The organism is Francisella marina, from assembly GCF_008369785.1.
Lineage (GTDB): Bacteria > Pseudomonadota > Gammaproteobacteria > Francisellales > Francisellaceae > Francisella > Francisella salimarina.
Genome location: NZ_CP043552.1, coordinates 1,100,640 through 1,126,723, shown reverse-complemented (window position 1 = coordinate 1,126,723; position 26,084 = coordinate 1,100,640). Strand labels below are relative to the sequence as shown.

Sequence of the window (26,084 nt, the reverse complement as noted above, 5' to 3'; positions counted from 1 at the left end):
TATTTTTATCTCTTAGAAGTATTATGATTTCTTAAATGATAACTTGCAAACTTTAGTAAAAACAATTTACTTAGGATATCTTTATAAGATATATTGAAATTATGACTTCTTAATTTTGAGATCAATATGAAAATATTTCGTCATTTATATGCACAGGTTTTACTTGGTATATTTATAGGAGTTTTACTTGGAATTATTACTCCTGAATTTGCAGTAGCTTTGAAGCCTTTTGCAGATGTTTTTGTTAAATTAATCAAGCTGATGATAGCTCCAATTATTTTCCTCACTTTGGTGTCTGGTATTGCTGCAATGAAAGATTTAAAAGCAGTGGGTAAGATAGGTGGAGTGGCATTATTGTACTTTTTCTCAATGACTATAGTTGCTCTAATCATTGGGATGTTTACAGCAAATTTATTAAAGCCTGGATTAGGTCTTAATATTGATCCATCTACTCTAGATGCGAGTGCTGCAAAAGCTTATATGGGTAATGTTGAGCATGTAGAGAGTATTCAAGGTTTCTTTATGAATATTATCCCTCATACATTTGTAGGAGCTTTTACAGATGGTGATATTTTGCAGGTACTATTTGTATCAATATTATTTGCTGTTGGCTTAGTAATGTATGGAGAATCAGGCAAGCCAATACTAGATGGTATCCAGAGCTTATCCAAAGTGTTTTTTAAGATAATTCATGTGATAATGCACTATTCACCGATAGCTGCTTGTGCTGCGATTGGTTATACAATAGGTATGTATGGGGCAGGTACACTACTTGGTTTATTAGGGTTGTTGCTATGCTTTTATATTACATGTTTGATATTTATCTTAGTATTTTTAGGATTAATACTAAAGCTATATTGTGGCATAAATATATTTAAACTACTTGGATATATTAAGACAGAAATACTTATCGTATTAGGTACTTCATCATCAGAAACTGTTTTGCCAAATTTGATGGAGAAACTTGAGAATTTAGGTTGTGATAAATCGGTTGTAGGTCTGGTGATACCAACGGGATATTCTTTTAATTTAGATGGTACAGCGATATATTTGTCACTAGCTGCGATATTTATAGCACAAGCACTAGGTATAGAGCTTACTTTGAGCCAGCAGGTTTTTATGTTATTAATTATGGTTATTAGTTCAAAAGGAGCTGCAGGTGTTACAGGCAGTGGATTTATCATATTAGCGAGTACTTTGAGCGCCTTGGGCGTAGTACCAGTTGCAGGTATTGTGATTATCTTAGGTATAGATAGATTTATGTCAGAAGGGCGTGCTATTACAAATATGATTGGTAATACTATTGGGACAATTATAATATCCAAATGGCAGAAGAAATTAGATATTGATAAATTAAATAGAGAGTTGAGAGGGCAACTTACAGTCTAACAACTCTATCAAAACTTTCCAAAAGCTTAGCATTATGAGTAATAAATATAACAGTTTTATTTTGCATAAGCTTAACTAAGTTTTCAAAAACTAGCCTTTCAGTCTCTTTATCAAGTCCTTCAGTAGGCTCATCTAGGATAAGTATAGGCTTATCTTGTAAGAATGCACGCGCTAAAGCTAGGCGTTTTTGTTGACCGCCTGATAATTGCCTACCAAGCTCACCAGTCCAAGTATCAAGACCTTTTGGTAGTGATTCAACGTGTTTTTTTAATTCAACTTTTTCTAAAGCCTCTAATAACTCTTCTTCAGTAGCATTATCCTTAGCAATCTTTAGATTCTCTCTAATAGTTGTGTTAAAGATATGTGGAGATTGATTAATCACAGTCATTAGGTTTCTAAGTTGGTCTTCGTTAAATTCTTTGATATTTCTATCGCCGATAGTGACTTCGCCACTACTAACATCCCAGAATCTAGCAAGTAGGTTGATAATGGTAGATTTGCCTTTTCCTGTTGGTGCGAATAGTGCTATTTTTTCATTTTGTTTGATTTTTAAACAAAAATCTTTAAGTACTGATTGCTCTGCATTATATCCAAAATCAACATTATTGAAGCTGATACTATAGTTATCTAAACTAATGTCAGAGTTTGTTGGATACTCAACATCTGCTTTAGCATCTGTAATATTTAATATCCTTTTTGAAGCAGAAATTGTCTTACCTAAATACTGATATGCTAGTGGTAATGGCATAATTGACTCAAACATCGCCATTATCGCCAAGAATATCAAAGCAATAAATGCACCACTTATATAGCCATTTTGAGTTAGTTTGACTGCAAAGACTGTTACCATAACTACAGTTAAGCCTAATGCCAAAGTCATTAAAGCACTACCAAAACCACTTATAAAACTGATTTTTTCTTCTTGCTTTAGTAGTTCAAAATTTTGCTTTTTAATATTTTCAAGATGCTTACCTTCTAGGTCAAAGATTTTAAGCTCTGCTAGAGAATTAACATGTTCTGAGATATTTGTTTTTAATTCAGCACTAGTGTGATTAAGATCTTGAGTTTTTTTCATGGCTAATAGACTACTAACTAATGGTATTACAAAACCTATTAGCAACAGTGCTATAAATGTAAGTAGTGCAAGACTTAAGCTAAAGAAGCTAAATAATATAGCTATAGTTATACTTGCTAAGACAAATACAATGGTTGGGGAAATTATACGAATATATAGATTATCTAATGCACCAATATCATTGACTAGACGTGTAAGTAAGTCGCCACTTTTATATTTGTACAAATGAGAAGGTGCAAGTGGTTCAAGCTTTTGATAGAACCATACACGAATATCTGTAATTATTCTAAAAGTTGCTTCATGTGTTAGTATTCTTTCACCATATCTACTTAGTATTCTACCAAGTGAGAAAGAGCGTACACCAGCAGAAGGGTAAAAATAGTTAAATGAAGTTGCAATAGCATAGGTAGTAGTAGCCAAGTAACCAGTATATGAGATAAACCAGCCAGATAGTGACATTAATCCTATGCCCATAAGTATTGCTGACCATGCAAGTAGGGTACCCAAGAGCATCCATTGAGTTTGATTTTTAAACAGCTTTATAAATGGTATTAAATTTCTCATGCTGTTACCTCATTTCTATAGAAGTTATAGAATTCACTATTTTGATCGCTAACTAGCTCTTCAAATGTTCCAGTTTCAACTATTTTTCCATCTGCTAAGACTACAATTCTGTCAACACACTCTAGGAAGCTTAGTTTGTGAGTTAGCATAATCACAGTTTTATCATTCCAGTTTGATTTAAGTGAGTTGATAATTTTTTCTTCACTATTTTTATCTAAGCTCGCTGTAGGTTCATCGAGAATTAGAATATCATGAGGCTTTAGATATGCACGAGCTAAAGCTAATCTTTGTGCTTGACCTCCAGATACTCCTATATTCTGCTCACCAACCTCCGTATCTAAACCATTTGCAAGAGAGCTTACAAAGTCATTTAAATCAGTGTTTTGTAAAGCTTGATTTATTTGCTTATCTGTAGCACTAGCATTTGCCAGTAGTAGATTATCTTTGATAGAACCTTTGAATAATGATGAGTTTTGTCCTAGCCACGAGATATTTCTAAGCCAAGATTTTTCTTCAAGATTTTTTAGCTCAATATTGTTATTAACTAAGATATTGCCTTGATATTTTATAAAACCAAGTAGTGTATTTATTAGGGTGGTTTTACCTGCGCCACTAGCTCCAACTATAGCTATTTTCTGTTTGTGATTAATCTCTAAAGAAACATTATCAAGAGCTGTTTTATCATCATACTTAACTATCAGATCTTTGATGTTTATAGAGTTTACTTTATCGTTAAATATTTCATTTCTTTCTTGATGAGACGGTTGCATCTCAAATATTTTAGAAATTTCTAGAGCTGCACCAACTGCTTCCGCTTTGGCATGATAATGAGTGCTAAGCTCTCTAAGGGGCATAAAAAATTCAGGGGCTAAAAGTAGAATAAATAATCCACCTTGTAAAGTTATATTTTCTAGCGACCACCAAATATCATTACCTGCGCCGGCATTGATAAAGCCCATACCAAGATATATCGCAACAAGAGCGATAGAAGCAGCAGCAAAAAGCTCAAGTACAGCCGAAGATAAAAAGGCAATTTTAAGAACTTTCATTGTACGGATTCTATAGTTATCAGATGCTTCGTAAATAGTCTCGCTGTGAGATTTACTTTTATTAAAAAGTTTTAGAGTTGTAAGTCCTTTTAGAGTATCTAAGAAAGTCATACTCATTCTTGCAAGTGTTTTAAAATGTTTTTGGCTTTCAGATTCTGCACCTAAACCTACCAAGATCATAAATAGTGGTATAAGAGGAGCACATATTAGTAGTAGAATCCCACAGACTATACTTTGTGGAAATATGAATACTAGAATAGCCAGTGGTAATAGTCCAGATAATGTTATTTGAGGTAAAAATTTAGTCAAGAAACCTGTTAACCCTTCAACTTGCTCCATAGCACTAGTTATTATGTTGGCATTAGAAGTTTTATTAAGCTCAATAGGACCAAGGTTATTGACATGAGCTAGGATATCTTCACGAATTTGCTTTTTGACCATTGTTGCGGCTTTGTAGCTTACTATTTCTCGGATCCAGCTTAGAGCAGCTCTAACTAGTACAATCACAATAATCAAAACAAAGTAAGTACTTAGTTGACCTAAGGTTGAATTTTGTAGATATGCTTCATAAGAAATATGAGCAAGTAAATACAGCTGACCTATTAGTAGTAGACCGCTAAGAAAAGCGATTAATACAGTTAATTTAATCCATTTTTTAGCAGGAGATGCGATATCTTTAAGCCAATTCCTTGCTAGTTTTTTATCTTCTTTAGATGCATCTGATAGCATTAGAGATTCATTAGTTTTTATTTTGTTTTAAATTATAACACAATAGAATTACAAACTTGTTTATCATGTCAAACTAGTGCTGAAATATAGTAAAAAAAAGAGTTTTGTGGTAATTTTTATAATAGTTAGTTCATTACCCTGAGGTTTATGGGATGAAAAAAAGATATATACACTTATTTATATTGGGCCTAGTAATAGTACCATTATTTTGTGGGGCTGTTCCTGAAGCTACCTCTATGGATACTCCAGCTCAAAATATAAGTGATGATGGTAGTACAAATCAACAGCAATCAGAAACTGTCAAAACTTTGTCGGATGTCGAGTCTGAAAATAATCAAGCAACTATTAATAACTCCAGTAAGACTCAAACTATGAAAGAGGAAATTAGTAATATTGATGATGCAGCTAATGGTTTGACCAGCTAGCTAAATTTAATAAATTTGATATATAGCTATTAGGAGATTATTTTATGAAAAAAATTAAGATAGCAATTGCCATGGCAACCTTGGGGTTATCTACTTTGTCATTAGGATATGCCGATGACTTTGACTATTCACAAGGAGATTCTTATCAGGTGGGCAAGGAGCTTGGTCAATCAGTTACTCAAGCAAAACAGGATATTATTGAGAAGACTAACAATGCTTCACAATCTATGAATCAAACATATAATGATGTTAAGAATAAATTTTCAGAAACAGCTAATCAGATAGTAGATCAGGCAAATAAAAGTCAAGAAGTTATAAAAGCAAAGGCAAGTGATGCATCAGATACTTTGAATGATATGACTAATAGCGCCCAAACAAAAGTTCAAAACTTTAAAAAAGGATTTGATGAAGGTACAAGTGATGATCAAGCCAGTAGCGGCGCTACGATGGTTTTTTAAATAGTTAGAGTAGAATTTTTATGAAAATGTTTAAGAAAATTTTTGGGAAAATTAATGTTCCATTAATTATTTTCCTAGTATTAGTGGGTGGATTGTTATTTGTTGCAAATATGAAGAATCAACCTGTAAAAGAAGCTAAAGAAAAAGTAAATAATGCTGTGGATAATGTCTCTAAGTCACTTAATAGTGCAGCAAAAAGCAATAGTAGCCCAATAGAATCATAGCTGTAGATTTATCTAAAAGTAAAAATAGTAGGGTTGATTTTTATTTTTGTAACTACTTTATATAGTAGATGAATATTCCAATATATCATTGATATGCTTGAGGCAATTGCTAATCCATATACACCCCAGTATATCGTAAAAATACTTCCTAATACGATATTTAGAATTAGTGCAATATAAAATGCAAAGCAAGTACTTCTTTCAAATCCTGCCATGTTAAGAATAGTTGCTACACAACCAGAAAGGACATTAACAATTTGCCCAATCATTAGAATACAGAAAATAAAGTATGATGTTGTATATTGCTCTCCATACATCAAAGTTATTGGATAACCACAAATAATAAGCCCTAGAATAGCGAGAATAGAAAGAATAAATATTATTCTAGTATATGATGATATCTTTTGTTGAAATATCTCTCTAGAGTTATTTTTGTAGTCATCTGCTATCTGTGATAAAACATTTGAGTTGACAGCATTTAATACAAAGCTTACTAAAGCACTGAGCTGTAGCGCAACACCAAATAGAGCTACATCACTAGGACCTGACAATCCTTTTAAAATGATAATATCAATCTGTGATAGAAGTAATAATCCCCATTGCATCAAAGCAAAAGATAAGTTGCTACCAACAGGTTTGGCACTTTCGAAACTATATTTAGATGTTTGGATAAGCCATATAGATGTAACATATATGGTCATAAAAATCATCATTGTGCCAATAAGCATTGCAGTATCATTAATGTATAAAACTATAAAAGCTATAGTTAAAAATAGCATAATAAGTCTTAATCCAAGTTGCATTAAATTGGCAAAAACAACCACTCTTCTTGCGACAAAGAATGATTGGAATATATTTGCCATAAAAAATGGTACGGCAAATAAGAGTGCAAAATTTTCTATAGAATTATCATGGTGTTCAGAGTGGTTATAAAAAGTTATTAGAGCAATCAATATGATTACTATTGCAAAGCCTCGTTTAAAGTACCAGTTGTGGACTCGATACGTTTCTTTATGGCGCTCAAAGTTGCTTTTTAGGTCAGATTTACCCCAAGTTCTAGCTAATATGCCTCCGGCTCCCATAGTTGCTATTACTGCTATGATAGTGGCAACTGTAACTCCAAAGATATAAAAGCCATAGTCTTTTATATTCAGGTGCCGAGCCAACAGTATAGCCGTAATAAATGCACATGCTTGACCCAAAGCTTGAACTACCATTGTTTGCAAAGATTTAGATAGTATATGATTAGAACGTATTTTATTTATCAAGATTAGCTAAGTAGTTTATTTTTCAATTAATTTAACAAGATTTTAACAGTAAAGAGCAGATAATATAAGGATAATTTTGACTAGATTACTTTGTTTGTGTATTGAATGTCTCTAGTGCAAGAGCAAGAGAACCTTTGACGCCTGTATTATCGCCAAAAGAAGCAGGTACTATAAAGCTATCCATATCTTTTAATGCAGGATAATCAAAGTAGTTATTTAAGTATTGTTTCACATTTTTACGAATCATATCAAACAAGATTGTTTTATGCATTACACCACCTCCAAGAATAATCTTTTCTGGAGAAAATGCGCATATATAGTTTACCAATGCTTTTGCTAGATATTCTGCTTCAAATATCCATGCAATATGATCATCGTTAAGAGCTCCTGCATGAGCAACTTGCCATCTTTTATTTATAGCTGTACCAGAAGCTAGACCCTCTATACATGTGCCATGAAAAGGGCAGCAGCCCTCGAATTTATCTTTAGGATTTTGTGGGATGAAAAGATGACCAATCTCAGGATGCATAGCTCCTTGGACTAATCTATTATTACATATAACACCGCCACCAACACCAGTACCAACTGTTAGATATAAAAGATTTTCTAAATCTTGAGCACAACCCCAAAGTTGTTCGCAAATTGCCGCAGCATTTACATCAGTATTAAAACCAATCGGTCCTTTATATACTGACTTTATAGCTCCAACGATATCAAAGTTTTGCCATGCTATCTTAGGGGTGTTTGTAATGTATCCATAAGTTTTAGATTTGATGTTGATATCAATAGGTCCAAAACATGCCAAACCTAGAGCTTTGATTTCATAGTTGTTTTGATAATCTGCTATTATCCTAAGAACCTCAGACATTGTTTCTTCTGGAGTAGTAGTATCTGTACGATGACGTTCAATTACATTTCCATCAAAATCACCAATAGTTGTAAAAAACTTGGTTCCACCAGCTTCTATACCTAGTAAATGCATATCAATTGATTTAAATAGTGTATTTAATATTCTAAATAGTATCACTGATAAGCTTACTTTAGAATTATTTGATTGAATGTTTATTAAGTTTTTGAGAAGTTTATTTTTGATTTTTTAATTTATCAGTAAATATTTTCAGGTCTTTTTTTTCAAAGTCATATTTTAATTCATTATTAGCTTGAGCTAGACAGTTTGATAGATATCCTTTTATAAAATTAATGCTATTATCATTCTCCAGTTGTTTAGAAATATGAAGAAGACTTTTTTGGATGCGTTTTGCTACCTGAAGATTATTGCTTCCATAAATTCTTATATATTCAAATCCACTTTTTATAAAACGATCTATCTCAATACCCTCAACATAAATATTTTTATAAATAACTTTGGTAGTAGAGTCTGTATGATCAATTAGATACTTCAAACAACGATTAAGCGAATCAATAACACTAATAGCAGTTCCAGGATCATTTGTTCCAGGACTTAAAGCTTTAGCTGCGATTTCACTGAGGGTTTCTACTCCAAATATTGGATCTTCAATAAAGTTTTTTTCATTAGAGATAATAAAATTATCAGTAATTTTGCTAAGCATCTCTTTAGATAAATATTTGGGAGATTTGATATAAGCTATAATTTCAGAGCTAGCTAAGTGTTCTCCTTTGTATTTTACAATGTATAGTTTTGCATTTAGTTTTTCACAATGGTTGTTTAGAAGTTCTAGATGAATTTCATTAAGAAATCCATAATGATCAGAGTAAATTGGTAGTGCCTCTTCTGGTATTCTTTCTTTATCCAGCTTATTACAGTACATGTACGGATTTTTTGTATATTGTTTAACTGTAGAAAAAGCTTGTTTCTCTGTTTTTTGCAAGATAGTTTTTATTTGTCCAAGTTTTGCAATATTGTCAATCCATACAATAAACGTAAGAATAATCCATATAAATACGAGTATGGTAATAATAAATATTAAAAAGATTCCTGTTTGATTAAAAATTCCAGATTTAAGACCAATAGTAGCAACAACCCCATATATAAAAGCGCCGATAAAGGTTGATGTGGCTTTATGAGAGGTGCTGTCTCTTAGAAGTATAGATAGTACTCTAGGTGTTCCGGATTGACTAGCTGATGTATAAGCTGTAACTATAGCACCCACAGCAAAAACCATTGCTGCAATCATACTATTTGTAATTATAGAGAGTAGGGTAGTAACAGTATCTTTATTAATAGTTGTAGAATAGAAATTTATACCTATTTTCTGAAATAGATAACAAAAATATATTGCTAAAGTTGCAACAACACAATAAGCTGCAGGTTTAAACCACAATTTACTTCTAAGTATATATATCTGATGTTTTACAAAGTTTATAAATTTTGACATTATTTAATCTTCCATAATATTTCCCTGATGAAATTTCATTTTCCAGTCATTATCTACTTTAATCCAAATAGAACATCTATGGTGTTTTTGAGGGCTATCTAAATTTATAGTTTTATATGTTACCAATACTATATGCTCATTAAGCTTATCAATCTCAAAGCTATCATTAATTATTTTCATGTTAATTTTAGCTGGTGAGAATGTGGATTCTAAAATGTCTTTTTTTGTATAGAAATATCCAGATTTTCCAAACTCTTTAAAGTCATCCATTAAAACTCTAGATATATATTTATAATCAAAGCGAGTTTCATAGGATAGTAAAGATTGCTCTAGATTAAGAAGAAGTTGACAAAGAGAAGTCATAGGATTATTTAATAACAGAAATTCCACCCATATAGTTAATAAGTGCTTCAGGAATCATGATAGATCCATTTTCTTGTTGGTAATTTTCAATAATAGCTAGTAATGTTCTACCAACTGCTAAACCAGAACCATTTAAAGTATGTACTAATTCAGGTTTTTTCATACTTGGATTTTTGTGTCTAGCTTTCATACGACGTGCTTGGAAGTCTCCGCACCAACTACATGATGATATTTCTCTATAGGTATTTTGAGAAGGTATCCATACTTCTAGATCATAAGTCTTTTTCGCACTAAAGCCCATATCTCCTGTACAAAGTTTGACTACTCTGTATGGTAGGTTTAGTTTTTGTAGTACTTTTTCTGCATGAGATGTTAATAGCTCCAAAGATTCTTCACCTTTATCAGCTGTAGTGATATGGACCATCTCAACTTTCTCAAATTGATGTTGACGAATTAAACCTTTAGTATCACGCCCATAAGAACCAGCCTCACTTCTAAAACATGGTGTGTGTGCTGTGTAGTATCTAGGTAGAGATTCTGTATCTAAGATTTCATCTCTTACTAGATTTGTGATAGGTACTTCTGCCGTTGGTATTAGGCTATATTCAAAGTCACCTTCTAATTTAAACAAATCTTCAGAGAATTTAGGTAACTGGCCTGTTCCATATAAACTATCATTATTTACCATATATGGCACATATAATTCTTCATAGCCATGCTTTTCTGTATGCATATCTAACATGAATTGTGTCAATGCACGATGAAGCTTAGCAATTTTACTTTTTAGAACTACAAATCGACTACCTGTGATTTTTGCTGCAGCTTTGAAGTCAATCATATTGAGTATTTCACCTATATCTGCATGATCTTTAGCTTGAGCTTCAGGATGAAATTCACGAGGAGTCCCCCATTTTTTTATCTCGACATTTTCACTCTCATCCTTACCAACTGGTACATCATCAGCTGGAAGATTTGGCATTGAAAGAAGAGTGTTGTTTATACAATCTTGAAGGTCTTTTAGCTCTTTTTCGATTACTTTTAGTTCATCGTTAATATCATTAACTTTGGCAAAAAAATCACTAGCATCTTCACCTTTAGACTTTCTTTTACCTATTTCTTTGGAGATAGTATTACGTTGAGATTGAAGCTCTTGAGTTCTCTCTTGAAGATTTTTTCTTTTTACTTCTTGAGCTTTGAATTCTGCTATATCAAACTGATAACCTCTGGTTGCGAGTTTCTCAGCTACTTCTTCTAAATTATCTTTAATATATTTAGCATCAAGCATTTTGTCTGAAATCCTTATTTTTCAAAATTAAAAATAGTTTTGCCTGTCATTTCTTGAGGCTGAGTAATATTCATCACATTAAGTATAGTTGGAGCAATATCAGATAACTTACCATGCTCTAAAGCTACTTGAGCTTTTTTATGTCCAACATATACAAATGGTACCAGATTGGTAGTATGAGCAGTATGAGGTTTTTGTGTTTTAGGATTAACCATCATATCAGCATTACCATGATCTGCAGTAATGAACATGTTACCGTCATGTTCAAGTATTGCGTCTTTTAACCTCGCTAAACATTTATCAAGATATTCAATTGCTTGCATTGCTGCTTCATAGTTACCAGTATGACCAACCATGTCTGAGTTTGCATAGTTGCAAACTATACAATCATATTTACCATTATTGATGGCATCAACTAATTTGTCAGTAACTTCCGGAGCAGACATCTCTGGTTGTAGATCATAAGTGGCAACTTTTGGAGAAGGAATTAAGATCCTATCTTCACCTTCGAATTGATCTTCCTTACCACCATTAAAAAAGAATGTTACGTGAGGATATTTTTCAGTTTCAGCTATTCTTAGTTGAGTCTTATGATTCTTCATTAGCACTTCGCCAAGAGTATTTGTTGGCTGATCCGGTGGGAATGCTACATTGCATTTAAGTTTTGAATCGTACTCTGTAAGAGTTGTGAAGTTTATGTTTAAATGTCTGTCTTTCGGGAAATGATCAAAATTTTCATCTGTGAAAGCATGAGATATTTCTCTAGCTCTATCAGCTCTGAAATTCATAAAAATAACACTATCATTATCTTCAACTTTTATCAGTTTTCCATCTTTTTGGATACAAGTTGGAATGACAAATTCATCAGATTGATCTCTAGCATAAGACTCCTCTAGAGCTTCAAGCGCAGAATTACAAACAAACTCGGCATCTGCATTGACTATCGCGTTGTAAGCTTTTTCAACTCTATCCCAACGATTGTCTCTGTCCATTGCATAATATCTACCACTGACGCTGGCGATATACCCGATTTCTAAGCCTTGTAATAACTTGTCTGTTTTTTTGATAGAGTCTTCAGCGGAGCGCGGAGGAGTATCTCTACCGTCTAAGAAAGCATGTAAGTATACTTTTTTGACACCTTTTTGCTTGGCAATTTTTATCATTTCAAAAATATGTTCTTCGTGAGAATGAACTCCGCCAGGAGAGAGTAGACCCATTAAGTGAAGGTTTGAATCTTTTTGGATAACATTGTCAATAGCATCACAGATGGCTTTATTGTCACCAAAAGTTTTTTCTTCGATTGCTTTGTCAATTTTTGTAAGCTCTTGATAGACCACTCTACCACAGCCAATATTTACATGTCCAACTTCAGAGTTTCCCATTTGACCTCTAGGTAACCCAACTTCTAAGCTAGATGCGCTAATTAATGTTTTAGGAAAATCTTGCCAGATGCTATCCCAGGTAGGTGTATTTGCATTTCTGATGGCATTGAAGTAATCACTTTCGCTGTAGCCCCAACCATCCAAGATCACTAAAAGAGTAGTTTTTTTCATATTTATCCTCAAAAACTTTTAACTTTTGAAATTATTTTTAAATACGATTGTCATTATAACTTTATATTTGGAGTTTGTCTGCTTTGATACAAAAAAATGAAATGTTTTTATCTTTTATGTATTTTCCTAATATTATTTATGTGAAGTTAATTTTCTTATATAATTCTAGGTGGGTATTATCTACTTTTTATTAACCAGGATAATTTTTTATATATGAAAACAAGTAAACTGCCAGTCTTAAATAATACAAATGCTCTAAATGCTTTGATTAGTGCTTTTGCTGAAGAGTTGATGAGTAAAGGGTTTGAAGGTGATATACATTCTGATTATGCTTCAAGAATATCATCATCAATGGATAACAGTGTATATCATGTTGTTCCTGAGCTTATTGTTTTTCCATATGGTAAGAATGATGTTAATAGAGTTTTTGCATTAGCGAGTAAGAAGGAGTATCAAGAAATTAAATTTGCTCCTCGTGGAGGGGGTACTGGTACTTCAGGGCACTCATTATGTGCTGGGGTCATCATAGATACTAGTCGATACATGAATAATATTCTAGAAGTAGATTTTGATAATGGATATGTCAAAGTTGAGCCAGGTGTTGTGCTTGACCAGCTGAATGATACATTAACTGATTCAGAATATTTCTTTGCACCAAATTTATCACCTAGTAATAGAGCAACTTTAGGAGGTATGGTAAACACTGATGCGTGTGGTAAAGGTTCTAGAATTTATGGACGGACAAGTGCGCATGTCTTAGAGTTGGAGTGTACTTTAATAAATGGGCAGAAGTTATCTACTAAAAAAATTAAATTAAGTGATCTTAATGAAGATAAATTAAATGACATTGAGAAAAATATATACTCAATAGTTGTTGAACATATTATAGATAAGTACGAATTAATTGAGGAGAAATTTCCCAAGTTAAGTCGTTATTTAACAGGCTATAATCTTGCCAAAACCTATAACAAAGATGACAATACTGTCAATTTAAGCTACTTAATATCTGGTTCGGAGGGAACATTAGCTTTTGTTACGGAACTCAAACTTAAACTAACTAAAAAACCTAAATTTAAAGCACTGTTTGCGATTTCATACAATAGTTTTAATGATGCGTTGAGAGCTGCTAGAGATTTATTGTCATCTAAGCCATCAGCTATAGAGACCATAGACAATAATATAATTGAAATTGCAAAGGGCGATGAGATTTATCTCAAGATAAAGTATATGCTTGAAAAGAATAACTCTATTAATGTGGCAGCAGTAAATTTAGTTGAATTTATTGCTGATAGTCAACATGAGTTAGATAATATGACCTCGCGTCTAGAAAGGCAATTACTAGAAAAACAATCAGTGTTTCATTTCACAGAAAGCCAAACTGATATGGATAGTCTTTGGGAGTTGAGAAAAAAAGGTGTAGGCTTACTTGGTGCAATGAAAGGAGATCGTAAACCAATACCTTTCATTGAAGATACAACAGTAGCTCCTGAGAAATTAGCAGACTATATCAAAGAGTTAACAGTGTTGCTAGACTCTTATGGTGTAAGATATGGGATGTTTGGTCATGTTGATGTAGGGTGTTTGCATGTAAGACCAGCACTAGATATGTCCTCAGCTGAAGATTCTCAGAAGGTTAAACAAATTACTCAAAAGGTTAGTGAACTTGTTAGAAAGTATGGTGGGGTTTTATGTGGTGAGCATGGTCACGGCTATCGAAGTGAATATATAAAAGAGTACTTTGGTCAAGAGCTTTATGACTCATTAGGACATATCAAAAAAGTATTTGACCCGCATAATCAACTTAATCCGGGTAAAATTACTGTTCCAACAGGTAGTAAGGATAAGCTTGTAAAAGTAGATGGGCCATTCAGGGGTTATTCAGATGAGCAAGTGCCTAAAGATATGCGCGAACAATTTTCTGGAGCATATAACTGTAATGGTAATTCGCAGTGTTTAAACTATAATTTAGACACTGTAATATGTCCATCAGCCAAAGCTAGTAGAAACTGGTTATATTCACCAAAAGGAAGATCAGCGGTATTACGTGAGTGGCTTAATCAGCTTTCGGCAGCAGGATACTCAACAAAGGATAAAGTCTATAATACAGGTTTCGATAAAATAGAAGATTATCCTGATGATTTCTCTCATCAAGTTTATGACTCTTTGGATAAATGCTTAGGGTGTAAAGCTTGTGTGTCAGGTTGTCCTATAAAAGTTGATATCCCTACAATGAAATCGAAATTCTTATACCATTATCATTCTAAGTATAAGAGACCTGGTCTAGATTATTTCGTTAAATATAGTGAGTCACTGTTGAGAATCAACTTATATATGCCAAAAATATATAATGATATTTTTAATATTCAGTTTGTTAGAGCTGGATTGACTAATTTAGTTGGTTTTGCAGATACTCCAATCATCAGTTCGTTAAATTTAAGGTCAGAGCTCAAAAAAAGAGGCGCTCCAGAGTTTAATCTTGAAGAAATGAGAAGTTTGTCTACTGAACAGAAGAAAAGAGCTGTTTGTATCGTCCAAGATATATTTACATCACTGTATGATACTCATATAGTTCTGTCGTTGTATGATTTCTTGACAGCACTAGGCTTTAGAGTATATTTTGCTCCGTTTAGAGTTAATGGTAAGCCTTCTCATGTGAAGGGTTTTCTGAAGTATTTTAAAAAGCATGCTCTAAAAGCTACTAAACTATATAATCAAATAGCTGAAACTAAAGTCGAAATGATTGGGGTTGATCCTGCTATGACGCTGGTTTATAGAGATGAGTATAAACAAGCTTGTCGAGATAAAATAAGATTTAAAGTCAAACTGGTACAAGAATGGTTGATAACAAAACTTGATACCTTACCTACTATGCAAAAAATGTTAGATAAAGAGTTTAATCTTTTTAATCATTGTACAGAAAAGTCTTTATCTGTCGTATCAGTAGAGCAGTGGCAAAAAATATTTAAGCATTTCGGTGTTGAGACAAAAGCAGTTAAAGTTGGATGTTGTGGCATGTCTGGTAGTTTTGGACATGAGACTAAACATATTGATGCTTCTAAACATATTTATAATTTGAGTTGGAAAGCTAAAATTAAAGAAAGTGGTATAAGATCTGTGATTGCCACAGGATTCTCCTGTAGGTGCCAAGTGAAACGTATGGAAGGACATACAATAAAACATCCTGTTGAGATATTGGAATTAAATAGAAAAAAACAGCATAAAGTGTTGACACATAAAATCTAGTCAGTATAATAAACATCAAATCTTTAGGGTTGTTAGCTCAGTCGGTAGAGCAGTTGGCTTTTAACCAATTGGTCACAGGTTCGAATCCTGTACAACCCACCATTTATTTTACCTCTTACTTCAATTTTTTTGTAGTTATGGGTTGTTAGCTCAGTCGGTAGAGCAGTTGGCTTTTAACCAATTGGTCACAGGTTCGAATCCTGTACAACCCACCATTTACCTAAAATATTTCATATAAAAAACTTAATAGGTAAATAATTATTTATTAATATTATTATTTTGGAAGTTCCAATATAATATTAATACTTTAAAAGTTAGAAAATTACTATGTCTAGTGTAAATTTAAAACACCCAAGAGCTTTACCTATTTGCTTTCTTACTGAAATGTGGGAAAGATTTGGTTATGCAATAATTGCAACAACAATGATTTTTATTTTGATCCAAAGGTTTGACTTAAATGATAGTAAAGCAAATATTATAGTTGGCTCATTTAGTGCAATGCTTTATATAACATCAGTATTAGCGGGGCAAGTTGCTGATAAGCTTATAGGGTATTATCGTAGTGTGCTTTTGGGAGGCGTCTTCTTAATAGCAGGCTATACATATCTTGTGTTTGCAAGTGACTTATTTACCTTTTGCATTGCCTTAGGGGCTGTCTGTAGTGGCACAGGTTTATTGAAAACGAATGTTGGTAGCTATTTAGGTCACAGTTATAAGCCTGAAGATAATCACCGTCAGAGCGGATTCACAATATTTTATGTCGGGATAAATATAGGAGGATTGCTTGGTTTCTCAACCGCAGGTTATATATATAATTCTATGGGAGATATAGCAATATTTGTTTTAGCTGCGATAATGATTCTGATAGGAACTTTAACTTTTTATATAGGATTCAAAAAATTAAGTTTGGAATTGTACAGAGAAAGTGTCAGCGTTTTTCAATGGATTCTTGCTATAGCTATATCGATTGGTGGAGGGTTAGCAAGTGTAATTGTTATATACAACCCTAGTATTTCTAATTTGTTCTTAATTTTAATTATCATATTTAGTTTATTTGTTATATTTAAGGGTGCTAAAGATCCAAAAGATTTGAAGAAGGCAGTATCCTACCTAATATTTTTGATAGTTGCTGTAGCATTCTGGGCGTTATATAACCAAATATTTATGTCGTTAAATCTGTTTATAGATAGAGTTGTTGATCATAGAATTTTTGGAGTTAATATTCCAACTCAGTCATTTCTGATATTTAATACTTCGACAGTATTAGGAGGAGGTGTTTTATTAGGACTTTTATGGAAAAAATACAATTTATTAGACACCTATAAGTATTTAATAGGGATGTTTATATTAATCTTTATGTATGTGACTGTCGCAGTAGGAATTCATCTATCTGGAGTAGATACACAAAGTCTAGTAAGTGGTTATTGGGTTGCTTTATGCTATATCTGTCTTGGTTTTGCAGAGCTCTTTGTATCAGCAATAGGATTGTCTTTAGCAACTAGACTGGCTCCACGTGGACAGATAGGTGCTTATATGGGATTATGGCTAGTAAATATTGGTATTGGTGGATTTGTAGCAGGTATTATTGCAAATTTTGCAGCCATATCTGATAACAATATAAATAATATTATTGAACTTAAACATGTATATTTACATGGTTTTAATATCTATATCAGTATTGCTGTGATTGCATTTGTTATAACCATGGTAGCAACCTTTTTTATCAAAAAACTACTTGGTGATGATGCTTAAACTATAAGGAAAACATATATGGAAGTAATTCTTTAATATTTGTTTGTTTTATATCTGTTTTTTTGATGTTAGATAATATAATTGGACACTCAAGATCTAGAAGCTCAGACATAACTTGTCGGCAAGCTCCACATGGAGAAACTCCTTCCGGAGTGTCAGCAACTACTGCGAGTTTTTTGATATCTTCTTTACGATAGCCTTGTGCATAAGCATAGAATAATACTGTTCTTTCAGCACAGTTGCATAGTCCATAAGAAGCATTTTCTACATTAGCACCTTTTAAAATAGAGCCATCTTTCATTAATAGTGCAGCACCAACATTAAACTTGGAATATGGAGTATAAGCATTCTCAGCTGCTTGTATAGCTGCATCAATTAGTTTGTTGTTAATATCATTGCTCATTAGTGTTTATTTTTCCTTAGTTTTCAAAATTATTCTCAATTGAGTGTTTTATGATTGATATTATGTTTTGCATACCTTCATCATATCTGCTTTTATTGACTGATTCTGAAGTTGTTCTCTTTGCTAGAACTGTACATATACAGCTGGCTTGCAAGCCAAAAGTGGCACATACTGTAAGCAAAGCAGAAGACTCCATTTCTAGATTAAGAACGTTTAATTTTCTCCATTCATCTAGAGATTCTCTAAAATGTTTTCTTACATAACCGCTATAGCTATCTCTTCTTTCTTGGCACGGGTAAAAGGTGTCAGAAGATCCTGTAATTCCACAGTGAATATTTATATCTAATGATTTTGCTGAGTTGTATAAAGAACTATTTAACTTAAAGTCAGCAACCGCAGGATACTCTATTGGTGCATAATGATATGAAGTTCCATCTAGACGAACAGAAGCAGTGGTTAATATCAAATCACCAAAATCAATATTTTCTTGAATAGCACCACATGTTCCCACACGTATCAGTTTTTTGATTCCTATCATAGCTAGTTCTTCGATACATATTGCTGTTGAAGGACCACCCATACCTGTTGATATGATGACAGCATTTCTGCCAGCTACTTTAGCCAAATACGATGTATATTCTCTATTAGTAGCAAGAAACTTAGCATTTTTATCTAGCATTTTTGCTAAAGGCTCTGACCTTTTAGGATCTCCGGGAAGAATTGCGATTTCTGCACTATTTATCATCTCTTCACTTAATCCTATGTGATAAAGCACTTCATCTCTAGCCACGCGTTTATTAGCTATATTTATATTACTCATAACTTTAAATATTCAGATTTACTCATATAAACATTCTACTCTTAATAATTTTAAATAGAATATGTTAAGCAATTTTTTTATAATACTGCAAAAAGTAAATTTATAAATTATCATGAAGCAACAGTACGCGAATTTTGCAACCATTGAGAATTTTTTGTTATGTGAAACGCCTGATCAATGGATACAGAAAGCATTAGTAAATATAGAGCTTATGCTTGTAGATCATGCTCACTGTGAGATGAAAGCAGCATCTTCAGCTATGACATATATTTATAGACACCCTGACAAATATGAACTGGTAACTAGAATGTCTAAGATCGCTAGAGAAGAATTGGTACACTTTGAGCAGGTGTTGCGTATTATGAAAAAGCGAGATATTCAATACAAAGCTATATCAGCATCTAGATATGCTAGTCAATTAATCAAGGCCGCTAGGACAGATAAAGAAGGACGCTTTATTGATGCTTTGATAATTGGGGCATATATAGAAGCTCGTTCTTGCGAAAGGTTTGCAAAAGTTGCTCCATACTTGGACTCTGAATTACAGAAGTTCTACAATGGGCTATTAGAGTCAGAAAAAAGACATTTTACGATATATCTGCATTTTGCAGAAAAATATTCTTCTACAGATATTGGCGAAGATATCAAAAGAATAGGTGAAATAGAAAAGGATCTTATATTATCTTCAGATTCGGAGTTTAGATTTCATAGCGGTATCTAGGTATAGATTATTAACTTTACTAGATTATCGGTAATTTCCATTTATATATTATTGACATAATTCTTATTGTCAGACCAAAACCTATAATTATTGCAGCACTTATATATAGGTTTACATTTAGGTATATGAAAATAATGTTCATTCCTCCTACAACAGCTGCTACTGAAGCGTATAGCTCTGCTGTAAAAGCAACTGGGATATCATTACAGATCATATCACGCATGATACCTCCAGCAACGCCGTTAAGTATAGCTATAACAACACCAACTATAAAAACACTAAAGAACTGCATATTAAATACTTCAGTACAAATCTGGTGTGCAATGCTACTACCTATGTAAGCAAAAGCAATAAGACCAATTGAATCTAATATCAAAAATATTTTATAAAACTTATTAATGTATTTTTGTGTAAAGATAGCAATAATTGAGAAAAATAAACATATAACAATGTAATAAGGGTGGAGGATAATCGTTACAGGAAGATTACCTAAGATTAGGTCTCTGACTACACCGCCACCTAAAGCAGTTGTTAAAGCGATTGCTACAACTCCAAAAGCATCCATATTTCTTCGAGACGAAGATATAACACCTGTCATACTTTCAGCAATTATTCCTATAAGAAACATCACTGTAAAAATATAAGGTCCTGATATTCCAACGTGATACATGATTCATTTCCTGAAGCTAGAGTTGGCATATATTTTAGAGATTATTTTTAGAATTTAAATGGTTTTTTGTTATTAGGTTGGTATAACTTCTTTTTATTTCTTCTATGGACAGGTTTGAGCTAAGAGCATAAATATAAGTTACAAGAGAAAATATAAAAATTAGTAATAAAGTTAAGATTAAGGAAAAGTATTCTGGGTAGGTGTTATAGCAAAAAGATATAATAGTTATGCATATAATATGTAGAAAGAACCATAAACTCTTTAGAAAATGAAGCTTATGACTTTTTACTCGGGTTTTTTCTATTATGATAAATATAGTGCTACAAATAATTGCAAAGATAACAATATTAACAATGGTATTCCAGCCACTAAAGAAGATAATAATACTAGAGAAATAGAATGATAAGAAGCAAGTGACATCTGCAGCTTTTAGTTTGTATGCTCTATTTACATCTGGTATTGATTTTCTAAAGTTCATAGTGGCTAGTGGGCCAATTAGGTATGTAATAGCCATAAGTGCTGCAATAAATGTAGATACTTCTGCCCAGTTGTCAAATATAAAGAAAATAAATAAAGAAATGATAAAGCTAATTAACATATAGGTTTTCATGCCTTTTCTATTTTTTGTGGCATCTTGCAGTAAGATATTTTCTGTTATTAGGACATTCAATGACTCGACAGAAACTCGTAGATACATAACACCACATATAAATGGAAATGTTAGAGCTGAAAAATATAAGATAGTACTTAGGAGTCTTGAACCTATATTTGAAGCAACTACACCAAATGCTCCAAGCTCATTTGTTCCAACGTAGACATTATCAAAATTCTTAGCAGAGTAGAAGTAAGCGATTTGCACTAGAAGGAAAATTATTAAAGATATTAAAATCACTAGAATTATTGATAATGGAATGGTGCTTTTGGGGTTATGGGCTTCGCCAGCTATTTCTATAATCGTTTTAAAACCAATAAATGAGAATGCAATACCACCCATTGTGATAGCTGTGAAAATCTCTGACCATTTCCAAGTTAGTATATGTGGTGAGCTATCGCCGACATAGTGTGTAGCTTGTTCTGGAGTACTAAGGCAAAAAATCACTATAAATAAAGCCACAAATATTGGGATAATTATTTTTAGTATAGTGAAATAGCTATTTATACGAGATATCAAGCTTATTGATAAGAAGTTTAGTAAACAGGAAAGTGCCACAATAATTATACCTGCTATCATGTGATGAGTTTGGTTTTTTAGCAGTGTTGGGAAATATACCGCTAAATATTGGATAATAGCATGGCTTTCTATGGGAACAAACATCATATAAGAAAGCCAAGTAAATACTGCAAATATAAACCCAGTCATAGGACCGTATATAATAGTTGGAACTTTTGATGAAGCACCATTCGTTGAGAAAAGTGTACTAAACTCCATAAAGGATAGAGCAATTACAAAAGTGATTATTGCTGCAACAATCCAAGAAACTATAGATGCATAACCTGCTATTTTTGTACTATATTCGGCAGTAAATAGCCAGCTTGAGCCTATTAAAGAAGTAATCCCTATACCGATTAAACTAGTCAAACTAATACTTTTTTGCATATAAATATAAAACCTCAAATTTGTTATGCAGTTATCAAAATATCTAACATAATAAGTATTTATTTAAAGATTATGGTTTATTCGTAAGTTTAAAGATAATTAATTTTTTAAATACGGGCTATTAGAAAAATCAATTTGCTTTATGCCTACTCCTAAGTGATTATGAAATAAAACTGATTTATTATTTGCCTTCTTTTAAGTATCTAAGGCAGATAAGTTTCAGTAACAAAATATTTTATTTAAACATTATAAGAAAAATTAAAACTAAGAGGAAAGTATGATGAAATATCAAGCAAATAATTTTATAAATGGTCAACAAGTTAAGCCAACAGGAACTACAGTTATTGATATAGATAATCCTCAAACTGGTGAAGTAATTGCCAAGATGACTTGTTCATCTGTTGAAGATTTAAACAATGCTGTGAATATAGCTAAAGAGGCTCAAGAAGCTTGGGGAAACACTACGTTTAAGACAAGAGCTCAGGTATTTTTTAAATACAGACAGCTTTTGGAAGAAAATTTTGAAGAATTAGCAGAGCTTTGTGCTGAAGAGAATGGTAAAACAGTTGCAGAAGGTGCTGCAGAAATAGCAAAAGCTATGGAGCTTTGTGAACTTGCAATATCTATCCCTCAAACGCTAGGTGATAGAAGACAAGTTATTAGTACAGGTATTGAGTGTAAAGAGCAAAGAACTCCTCTTGGAGTAGTTGCAAGCATTGTACCATTAAACTTTCCAGTTATGGTTCCTCATTGGACTATTCCAATGGCTCTAGTTTTAGGTAATGCGATGATTGTGAAGCCTTCAGAAAGAGTACCATTATCTTGTATAAGAACTGCTGAGTTATTAAAACAAGCAGGTCTACCTGATGGTGTGTTTAATATTGTTCAAGGTGATAGAGATATTGTAGAGGGTATTTGTGATCACGCAGATATTAAAGCAGTATCATTTGTTGGATCTAGTCCTGTAGCGAAGATCGTATATGAGAGATCGGCTAAGTCAGGCAAAAGATGTATTGCTTTGGGAGGTGCTAAAAACAATTTATTACTATTACCAGATGCTGATCCTGATATGGCATCAAGCGATATTGTGGCATCTTTCACAGGGTGTGCAGGTCAAAGATGTATGGCAGCATCATTACTAATAGCAGTTGGTGATGTTGATCATATTATTGAAAAAGTTGTGGAGAAAGCTAAGGATGTACAAGTTGGTGTAAATCTTGGTGCAATCATAACAAAAGAATCTAAAGATAGAATAGAAAACTACATTACTAAAGCAAAAGATGCTGGATGTAAGATTTTACTTGATGGTAGAAATTCTGTAGTTGAAGGTAAAGAGGGTGGTTACTATGTGAACCCGACTATTATCGATGGTGCAGAGTTTGGTCAGCCATGGTCTTGTGATGAGATTTTTGGTCCAGTTGTAACTATTATTAGGGTTAAAAATATTGAAGAGGCTATCAAGATTCAAAACTCATCTATATATGGAAATGGTGCATCTGTATATACTCAAGATGGTGAAGCTGCGACTTATGTTATTGATAGGTTAACAGCTGGTATGTGTGGTGTGAATATTGGTGTACCAGTTCCGAGAGAACCATTTGGATTTGGTGGTTGGAAAGACTCTAAATTTGGTGTTTCTGATATTACAGGATCTCAACCGGTAGATTTCTGGACTCAGACTAAGAAAATTACAACAAAATGGAATGCTAAGCATAAGAAAGATTGGATGAGCTAATATTTACTCAGGCTAAAGTATTTAAACAAAAACTATATTGTATTTTTTAGGAGAGAGATATGAGTATTAGAGAACAAATCAAACAAAATAATATTGATTATAACGTTTTTACTTGGGTGAAACAAGGTGGTTTAAATCCTGCATGTATCGAAAGAGGAGAAGGTTCTTTCATATATGATTATGATGGTAAGAAAATTTTAGATTTTACTGCGGGTTTGATCAGTGTAAATCTAGGGCATGGTAATCAGTCTGTAATTAATGCTGTAACAGAGCAAATGAAAGCAATTGCTTTTCCTGCACCTGTTCACGCTACTAAAGTTAAAGGTGAGTTAGCAAAGAAATTAGCAGAGCTTTTACCGGGTGACTTGAATAAAGCTTATTTTACATTGTGTGGAGCAAGTGCAAATGAAGCTGCAATCAAGGCCGCTAGAGCATATTCAGGTAAACAGAAAATACTAACAAGGTATAGATCTTTCCATGGTGGTAGTTATGCTACTATGACGCTAGGTGGTGATCCTAGAAAACTTCCTCACGATGCTGATGGTATTCCTGGTGTTGTTCATTTTGAAATACCATCTACTTATGATGGTATCTATAATGAAAACCCTAAGAAACAAACAGAAGAAGCTTTAAAGCATTTAGAAAGAGTAATTAACTACGAGGCTGCTGAAAATATTGCTGCAATTATGCTTGAGGGAGTAAGTGGTACATCTGGTTGCTACCTATATCCAGAAGGCTACATGGAAGGTGTAAGAGAGTTATGTAATAAGTACGGTATTTTACTAATCGTTGATGAAGTAATGAGTGGTTTCTGCCGTACTGGCAAATGGTTTGGTTTTATGAACTATGATATCGTGCCAGATATCGTAACCATGGCAAAAGGTATTACATCATCATATTTACCATTAGGCTGTTGTATGCTTTCTGAAAAGATTATGGCTAAATTCCAAGAAACAGCTTTTGTACTAGGTGCTACATATAGTGGTCATCCAGTATCTTGTGCAGCGGGTCTTGCGACTATCAATGAATATGAAAGACTAAATATACTTGATAATGTAAATAAAATGTCTGCATACTTTGGTGAAAAAGTAGAGGAGCTAAAAGCTAAGCATAAATGTATTGGTGATTATAGGTCAAAAGGTCTATTAGGTTGTTTTGAGCTTGTCAAAAATAGAGAAACAAAAGAGCCATTAGTTCCTTATAATGCTAAAGATGTTAGTATTACAACTAAGATTGCAGGTAAATTCAAAGAGCTAGGTTTACACTCTTTTGTAAGATGGAATCATATATTTGTTGGGCCGCCACTAACAATTAGTAAGGAAGAACTGGATATAGCTGTGACTGTTCTTGATGAAGTATTTACTTTAGCTGATACTTTCTGTGACTAGACTAGTATTCTTGTTTCTGCAACCAATCACAAAATAGTTTAACAATTTTCGTGTGGTGCTTATTTTTCTTCAATATAATTCGATGATTTCTTGTCATTACAATATTTTTTACATTAATAACCTTTAGTGAGTTATTGTCTATCTCACTAAGGCTTACATTAGGTACAGTTGCAAGAAAATCGCTGTTTGCGACATATACTTTAACAGCTTCAATATTCGGTAGATAGAAATCATCATCAATGAAAGAGTTTGTACTTTCTTTTATCATGTCACCATTTTTTGTAAAAACTATATCTCCTAGAACAATGTTCACTTTAACATCGTAGTCACCAGCCCATTTCCTCATGATATTTGAGTTTTTATCTATCTTGGTTATAAGAATATCTCGCGTTGTAAAAGTGTCATGATAATATGCCCATTTATATCCAAAAACATCATCAATGTTAATAGAGTCATACTTTGCAAGTGGGTGGTTTTTATTGCAGATTATTTTGAGTTCAGACTTTTTTATAATGATTTCTTCTGATTTCATTTCATGTAAAAGAACACGTCCCTCGACAAAGCCTATTTCACATATTTCATTTTCAATATTAGCGAAAGTTTTATCAAGGTTATCACTGATAATATTAATCTTTATGTTTGGGTATTCTGTCTGGAATTTATAAAGTAGTTTTGGCAGTACATAAGTTGCTATCACAGAGTTTGCAGCTACAGAAATGTCACCTTGTAGGTTTTCATTGGATTTATTAAATAATTCAAACTCATTTGATTTTTCTATGATTTCAATAGCTTTCTTAAATAGGGCTTTACCGTCACTATTTAGGCTTAGACCACTTTTATTACGGTCAAAAAGTTTTATTTCAAGGATTTTTTCTAACTGACCTAAACTAATACTAGCTGCAGATTGTGATATAAAACATGACTTGGCACCTTCGCTGATAGATTCAGCTTTTGCGACTTCAATAAAAACTTTCAGATGTTTGAGAGTTATACGCATAATGGAGGATAAGTACTAC

General features: G+C 32.9%; 22 protein-coding genes and 2 tRNA genes. 11 read left to right on the top strand and 13 right to left on the bottom strand.

The genetic code is table 11. The features are described from left to right. The first annotated feature begins 126 nt into the window (after positions 1 to 126). Entirely contained in the window at positions 127 to 1,389 is a 1,263-nt protein-coding gene (dctA, locus tag F0R75_RS05585) for a C4-dicarboxylate transporter DctA (protein WP_149368035.1), read from the top strand. Here dctA and cydC read toward each other — a convergent pair. Next, entirely contained in the window at positions 1,379 to 3,028 is a 1,650-nt protein-coding gene (gene cydC / locus F0R75_RS05580; RefSeq protein WP_149368036.1) for a heme ABC transporter ATP-binding protein/permease CydC, read from the bottom strand. The two genes, dctA and cydC, sit on opposite strands and share 11 nt — an antisense overlap. Then, the gene (gene cydD, locus F0R75_RS05575; RefSeq protein WP_149368037.1) at positions 3,025 to 4,806 is read right to left on the bottom strand and encodes a heme ABC transporter permease/ATP-binding protein CydD; all 1,782 of its coding nucleotides are present in this window, start codon (positions 4,804 to 4,806) and stop codon (positions 3,025 to 3,027) included. The genes cydC and cydD overlap by 4 nt, the downstream gene beginning before the upstream one ends. A 152-nt stretch (positions 4,807 to 4,958) precedes the next feature. Here cydD and F0R75_RS05570 point away from each other — a divergent pair, with 152 nt between their 5' ends. Genes F0R75_RS05570 through F0R75_RS05560 form a run of 3 tightly spaced genes read left to right on the top strand, consistent with a single transcriptional unit; the run spans position 4,959 to position 5,913 of the window. Then, positions 4,959 to 5,231 carry a hypothetical protein gene (locus F0R75_RS05570; RefSeq protein WP_146421129.1) on the top strand — a complete coding sequence of 91 codons (273 nt, stop codon included), beginning with the start codon at positions 4,959 to 4,961 and terminating at the stop codon, positions 5,229 to 5,231. Positions 5,232 to 5,275: 44 nt separating this feature from the next. After that, on the top strand, positions 5,276 to 5,689 hold the full coding sequence (locus F0R75_RS05565; protein ID WP_149368038.1) for a hypothetical protein: 414 nt from the start codon (positions 5,276 to 5,278) through the stop codon (positions 5,687 to 5,689). Positions 5,690 to 5,709: 20 nt separating this feature from the next. Continuing rightward, the gene (locus F0R75_RS05560; protein ID WP_013923437.1) at positions 5,710 to 5,913 is read left to right on the top strand and encodes a hypothetical protein; all 204 of its coding nucleotides are present in this window, start codon (positions 5,710 to 5,712) and stop codon (positions 5,911 to 5,913) included. 8 nt (positions 5,914 to 5,921) lie between these two features. Here F0R75_RS05560 and F0R75_RS05555 read toward each other — a convergent pair whose 3' ends face one another. The 6 genes from F0R75_RS05555 to gpmI form a co-directional block, all read right to left on the bottom strand. Further along, the gene (locus F0R75_RS05555) at positions 5,922 to 7,181 is read right to left on the bottom strand and encodes a lipopolysaccharide biosynthesis protein (protein ID WP_149368039.1); all 1,260 of its coding nucleotides are present in this window, start codon (positions 7,179 to 7,181) and stop codon (positions 5,922 to 5,924) included. 85 nt (positions 7,182 to 7,266) lie between these two features. Beyond that, positions 7,267 to 8,163 carry an ROK family protein gene (locus tag F0R75_RS05550; RefSeq protein WP_149369192.1) on the bottom strand — a complete coding sequence of 299 codons (897 nt, stop codon included), beginning with the start codon at positions 8,161 to 8,163 and terminating at the stop codon, positions 7,267 to 7,269. 100 nt (positions 8,164 to 8,263) lie between these two features. Then, positions 8,264 to 9,538 carry a DUF2254 domain-containing protein gene (locus F0R75_RS05545; RefSeq protein WP_149377224.1) on the bottom strand — a complete coding sequence of 425 codons (1,275 nt, stop codon included), beginning with the start codon at positions 9,536 to 9,538 and terminating at the stop codon, positions 8,264 to 8,266. Positions 9,539 to 9,541: 3 nt separating this feature from the next. Then, the gene (locus F0R75_RS05540; protein ID WP_149368041.1) at positions 9,542 to 9,901 is read right to left on the bottom strand and encodes a DUF4440 domain-containing protein; all 360 of its coding nucleotides are present in this window, start codon (positions 9,899 to 9,901) and stop codon (positions 9,542 to 9,544) included. A 4-nt stretch (positions 9,902 to 9,905) separates the two neighbouring features. Continuing rightward, entirely contained in the window at positions 9,906 to 11,186 is a 1,281-nt protein-coding gene (gene serS, locus F0R75_RS05535; RefSeq protein ID WP_149368042.1) for a serine--tRNA ligase, read from the bottom strand. Between the two features lie 14 nt (positions 11,187 to 11,200). Beyond that, entirely contained in the window at positions 11,201 to 12,739 is a 1,539-nt protein-coding gene (gene gpmI / locus F0R75_RS05530; RefSeq protein ID WP_149368043.1) for a 2,3-bisphosphoglycerate-independent phosphoglycerate mutase, read from the bottom strand. 213 nt (positions 12,740 to 12,952) lie between these two features. Here gpmI and F0R75_RS05525 point away from each other — a divergent pair, with 213 nt between their 5' ends. The 4 genes from F0R75_RS05525 (at position 12,953) to F0R75_RS05510 (ending at position 17,734) form a co-directional block, all read left to right on the top strand. Next, positions 12,953 to 15,982 carry an FAD-binding and (Fe-S)-binding domain-containing protein gene (locus F0R75_RS05525; protein ID WP_149368044.1) on the top strand — a complete coding sequence of 1,010 codons (3,030 nt, stop codon included), beginning with the start codon at positions 12,953 to 12,955 and terminating at the stop codon, positions 15,980 to 15,982. 26 nt (positions 15,983 to 16,008) lie between these two features. Next, a tRNA-Lys gene (locus tag F0R75_RS05520) sits at positions 16,009 to 16,084 on the top strand. 37 nt (positions 16,085 to 16,121) lie between these two features. After that, positions 16,122 to 16,197, top strand: a tRNA-Lys gene (locus tag F0R75_RS05515). Positions 16,198 to 16,309: 112 nt separating this feature from the next. Beyond that, positions 16,310 to 17,734: a peptide MFS transporter gene (locus tag F0R75_RS05510; RefSeq protein WP_149368045.1), complete on the top strand. Its 1,425-nt coding sequence runs from the start codon at positions 16,310 to 16,312 to the stop codon at positions 17,732 to 17,734. A gap of 1 nt (position 17,735) precedes the next feature. On the opposite strand, the gene cdd is transcribed toward F0R75_RS05510, so the two are convergent. Both cdd and udp read right to left on the bottom strand, forming a co-directional pair. Next, positions 17,736 to 18,137: a cytidine deaminase gene (gene cdd / locus F0R75_RS05505; protein WP_013923428.1), complete on the bottom strand. Its 402-nt coding sequence runs from the start codon at positions 18,135 to 18,137 to the stop codon at positions 17,736 to 17,738. A gap of 16 nt (positions 18,138 to 18,153) precedes the next feature. Beyond that, entirely contained in the window at positions 18,154 to 18,957 is an 804-nt protein-coding gene (gene udp / locus F0R75_RS05500) for a uridine phosphorylase (protein WP_149377223.1), read from the bottom strand. A gap of 109 nt (positions 18,958 to 19,066) precedes the next feature. Here udp and F0R75_RS05495 point away from each other — a divergent pair, with 109 nt between their 5' ends. Next, a complete protein-coding gene (locus F0R75_RS05495) occupies positions 19,067 to 19,678 on the top strand; it encodes a MiaE family protein (RefSeq protein ID WP_187986016.1) in 612 nt (203 codons plus the stop codon). A 19-nt stretch (positions 19,679 to 19,697) separates the two neighbouring features. Here the strand turns inward: F0R75_RS05495 and F0R75_RS05490 are convergent, their stop codons facing one another. Next, the gene (locus tag F0R75_RS05490) at positions 19,698 to 20,348 is read right to left on the bottom strand and encodes a trimeric intracellular cation channel family protein (protein WP_013923425.1); all 651 of its coding nucleotides are present in this window, start codon (positions 20,346 to 20,348) and stop codon (positions 19,698 to 19,700) included. A gap of 34 nt (positions 20,349 to 20,382) precedes the next feature. Further along, on the bottom strand, positions 20,383 to 21,945 hold the full coding sequence (locus F0R75_RS05485; protein ID WP_149368048.1) for an APC family permease: 1,563 nt from the start codon (positions 21,943 to 21,945) through the stop codon (positions 20,383 to 20,385). 277 nt (positions 21,946 to 22,222) lie between these two features. On the opposite strand from F0R75_RS05485, the gene mmsA reads away from it, so the two are divergent. Together mmsA and F0R75_RS05475 are read left to right on the top strand one after the other, a co-directional pair. Further along, positions 22,223 to 23,680, top strand: a complete 1,458-nt coding sequence (gene mmsA, locus F0R75_RS05480) for a CoA-acylating methylmalonate-semialdehyde dehydrogenase (RefSeq protein ID WP_246145939.1) — start codon at positions 22,223 to 22,225, stop codon at positions 23,678 to 23,680. A 59-nt stretch (positions 23,681 to 23,739) separates the two neighbouring features. After that, positions 23,740 to 25,068 carry an aminotransferase class III-fold pyridoxal phosphate-dependent enzyme gene (locus tag F0R75_RS05475; RefSeq protein ID WP_146421142.1) on the top strand — a complete coding sequence of 443 codons (1,329 nt, stop codon included), beginning with the start codon at positions 23,740 to 23,742 and terminating at the stop codon, positions 25,066 to 25,068. A 1-nt stretch (position 25,069) separates the two neighbouring features. On the opposite strand, the gene F0R75_RS05470 is transcribed toward F0R75_RS05475, so the two are convergent. Then, entirely contained in the window at positions 25,070 to 26,065 is a 996-nt protein-coding gene (locus tag F0R75_RS05470; protein ID WP_149368049.1) for a LysR family transcriptional regulator, read from the bottom strand. Between the last annotated feature and the right edge of the window lie 19 nt (positions 26,066 to 26,084).

What these genes read in the sequence shown, in the direction of transcription:
- F0R75_RS05540 (WP_149368041.1), bottom strand. Translation starts at nt 9,901, where the DNA reads ATGACTTCTCTTTGTCAACTTCTTCTTAATCTAGAGCAATCTTTACTA.
- F0R75_RS05485 (WP_149368048.1), bottom strand. Translation starts at nt 21,945, where the DNA reads ATGCAAAAAAGTATTAGTTTGACTAGTTTAATCGGTATAGGGATTACT.
- F0R75_RS05545 (WP_149377224.1), bottom strand. Translation starts at nt 9,538, where the DNA reads ATGTCAAAATTTATAAACTTTGTAAAACATCAGATATATATACTTAGA.
- F0R75_RS05510 (WP_149368045.1), top strand. Translation starts at nt 16,310, where the DNA reads ATGTCTAGTGTAAATTTAAAACACCCAAGAGCTTTACCTATTTGCTTT.
- F0R75_RS05525 (WP_149368044.1), top strand. Translation starts at nt 12,953, where the DNA reads ATGAAAACAAGTAAACTGCCAGTCTTAAATAATACAAATGCTCTAAAT.
- udp (WP_149377223.1), bottom strand. Translation starts at nt 18,957, where the DNA reads ATGAGTAATATAAATATAGCTAATAAACGCGTGGCTAGAGATGAAGTG.
- F0R75_RS05490 (WP_013923425.1), bottom strand. Translation starts at nt 20,348, where the DNA reads ATGTATCACGTTGGAATATCAGGACCTTATATTTTTACAGTGATGTTT.
- cydD (WP_149368037.1), bottom strand. Translation starts at nt 4,806, where the DNA reads ATGCTATCAGATGCATCTAAAGAAGATAAAAAACTAGCAAGGAATTGG.
- F0R75_RS05570 (WP_146421129.1), top strand. Translation starts at nt 4,959, where the DNA reads ATGAAAAAAAGATATATACACTTATTTATATTGGGCCTAGTAATAGTA.
- cydC (WP_149368036.1), bottom strand. Translation starts at nt 3,028, where the DNA reads ATGAGAAATTTAATACCATTTATAAAGCTGTTTAAAAATCAAACTCAA.
- F0R75_RS05475 (WP_146421142.1), top strand. Translation starts at nt 23,740, where the DNA reads ATGAGTATTAGAGAACAAATCAAACAAAATAATATTGATTATAACGTT.
- mmsA (WP_246145939.1), top strand. Translation starts at nt 22,223, where the DNA reads ATGATGAAATATCAAGCAAATAATTTTATAAATGGTCAACAAGTTAAG.
- cdd (WP_013923428.1), bottom strand. Translation starts at nt 18,137, where the DNA reads ATGAGCAATGATATTAACAACAAACTAATTGATGCAGCTATACAAGCA.
- F0R75_RS05560 (WP_013923437.1), top strand. Translation starts at nt 5,710, where the DNA reads ATGAAAATGTTTAAGAAAATTTTTGGGAAAATTAATGTTCCATTAATT.
- F0R75_RS05565 (WP_149368038.1), top strand. Translation starts at nt 5,276, where the DNA reads ATGAAAAAAATTAAGATAGCAATTGCCATGGCAACCTTGGGGTTATCT.
- dctA (WP_149368035.1), top strand. Translation starts at nt 127, where the DNA reads ATGAAAATATTTCGTCATTTATATGCACAGGTTTTACTTGGTATATTT.
- F0R75_RS05550 (WP_149369192.1), bottom strand. Translation starts at nt 8,163, where the DNA reads ATGCATTTACTAGGTATAGAAGCTGGTGGAACCAAGTTTTTTACAACT.
- F0R75_RS05470 (WP_149368049.1), bottom strand. Translation starts at nt 26,065, where the DNA reads ATGCGTATAACTCTCAAACATCTGAAAGTTTTTATTGAAGTCGCAAAA.
- serS (WP_149368042.1), bottom strand. Translation starts at nt 11,186, where the DNA reads ATGCTTGATGCTAAATATATTAAAGATAATTTAGAAGAAGTAGCTGAG.
- gpmI (WP_149368043.1), bottom strand. Translation starts at nt 12,739, where the DNA reads ATGAAAAAAACTACTCTTTTAGTGATCTTGGATGGTTGGGGCTACAGC.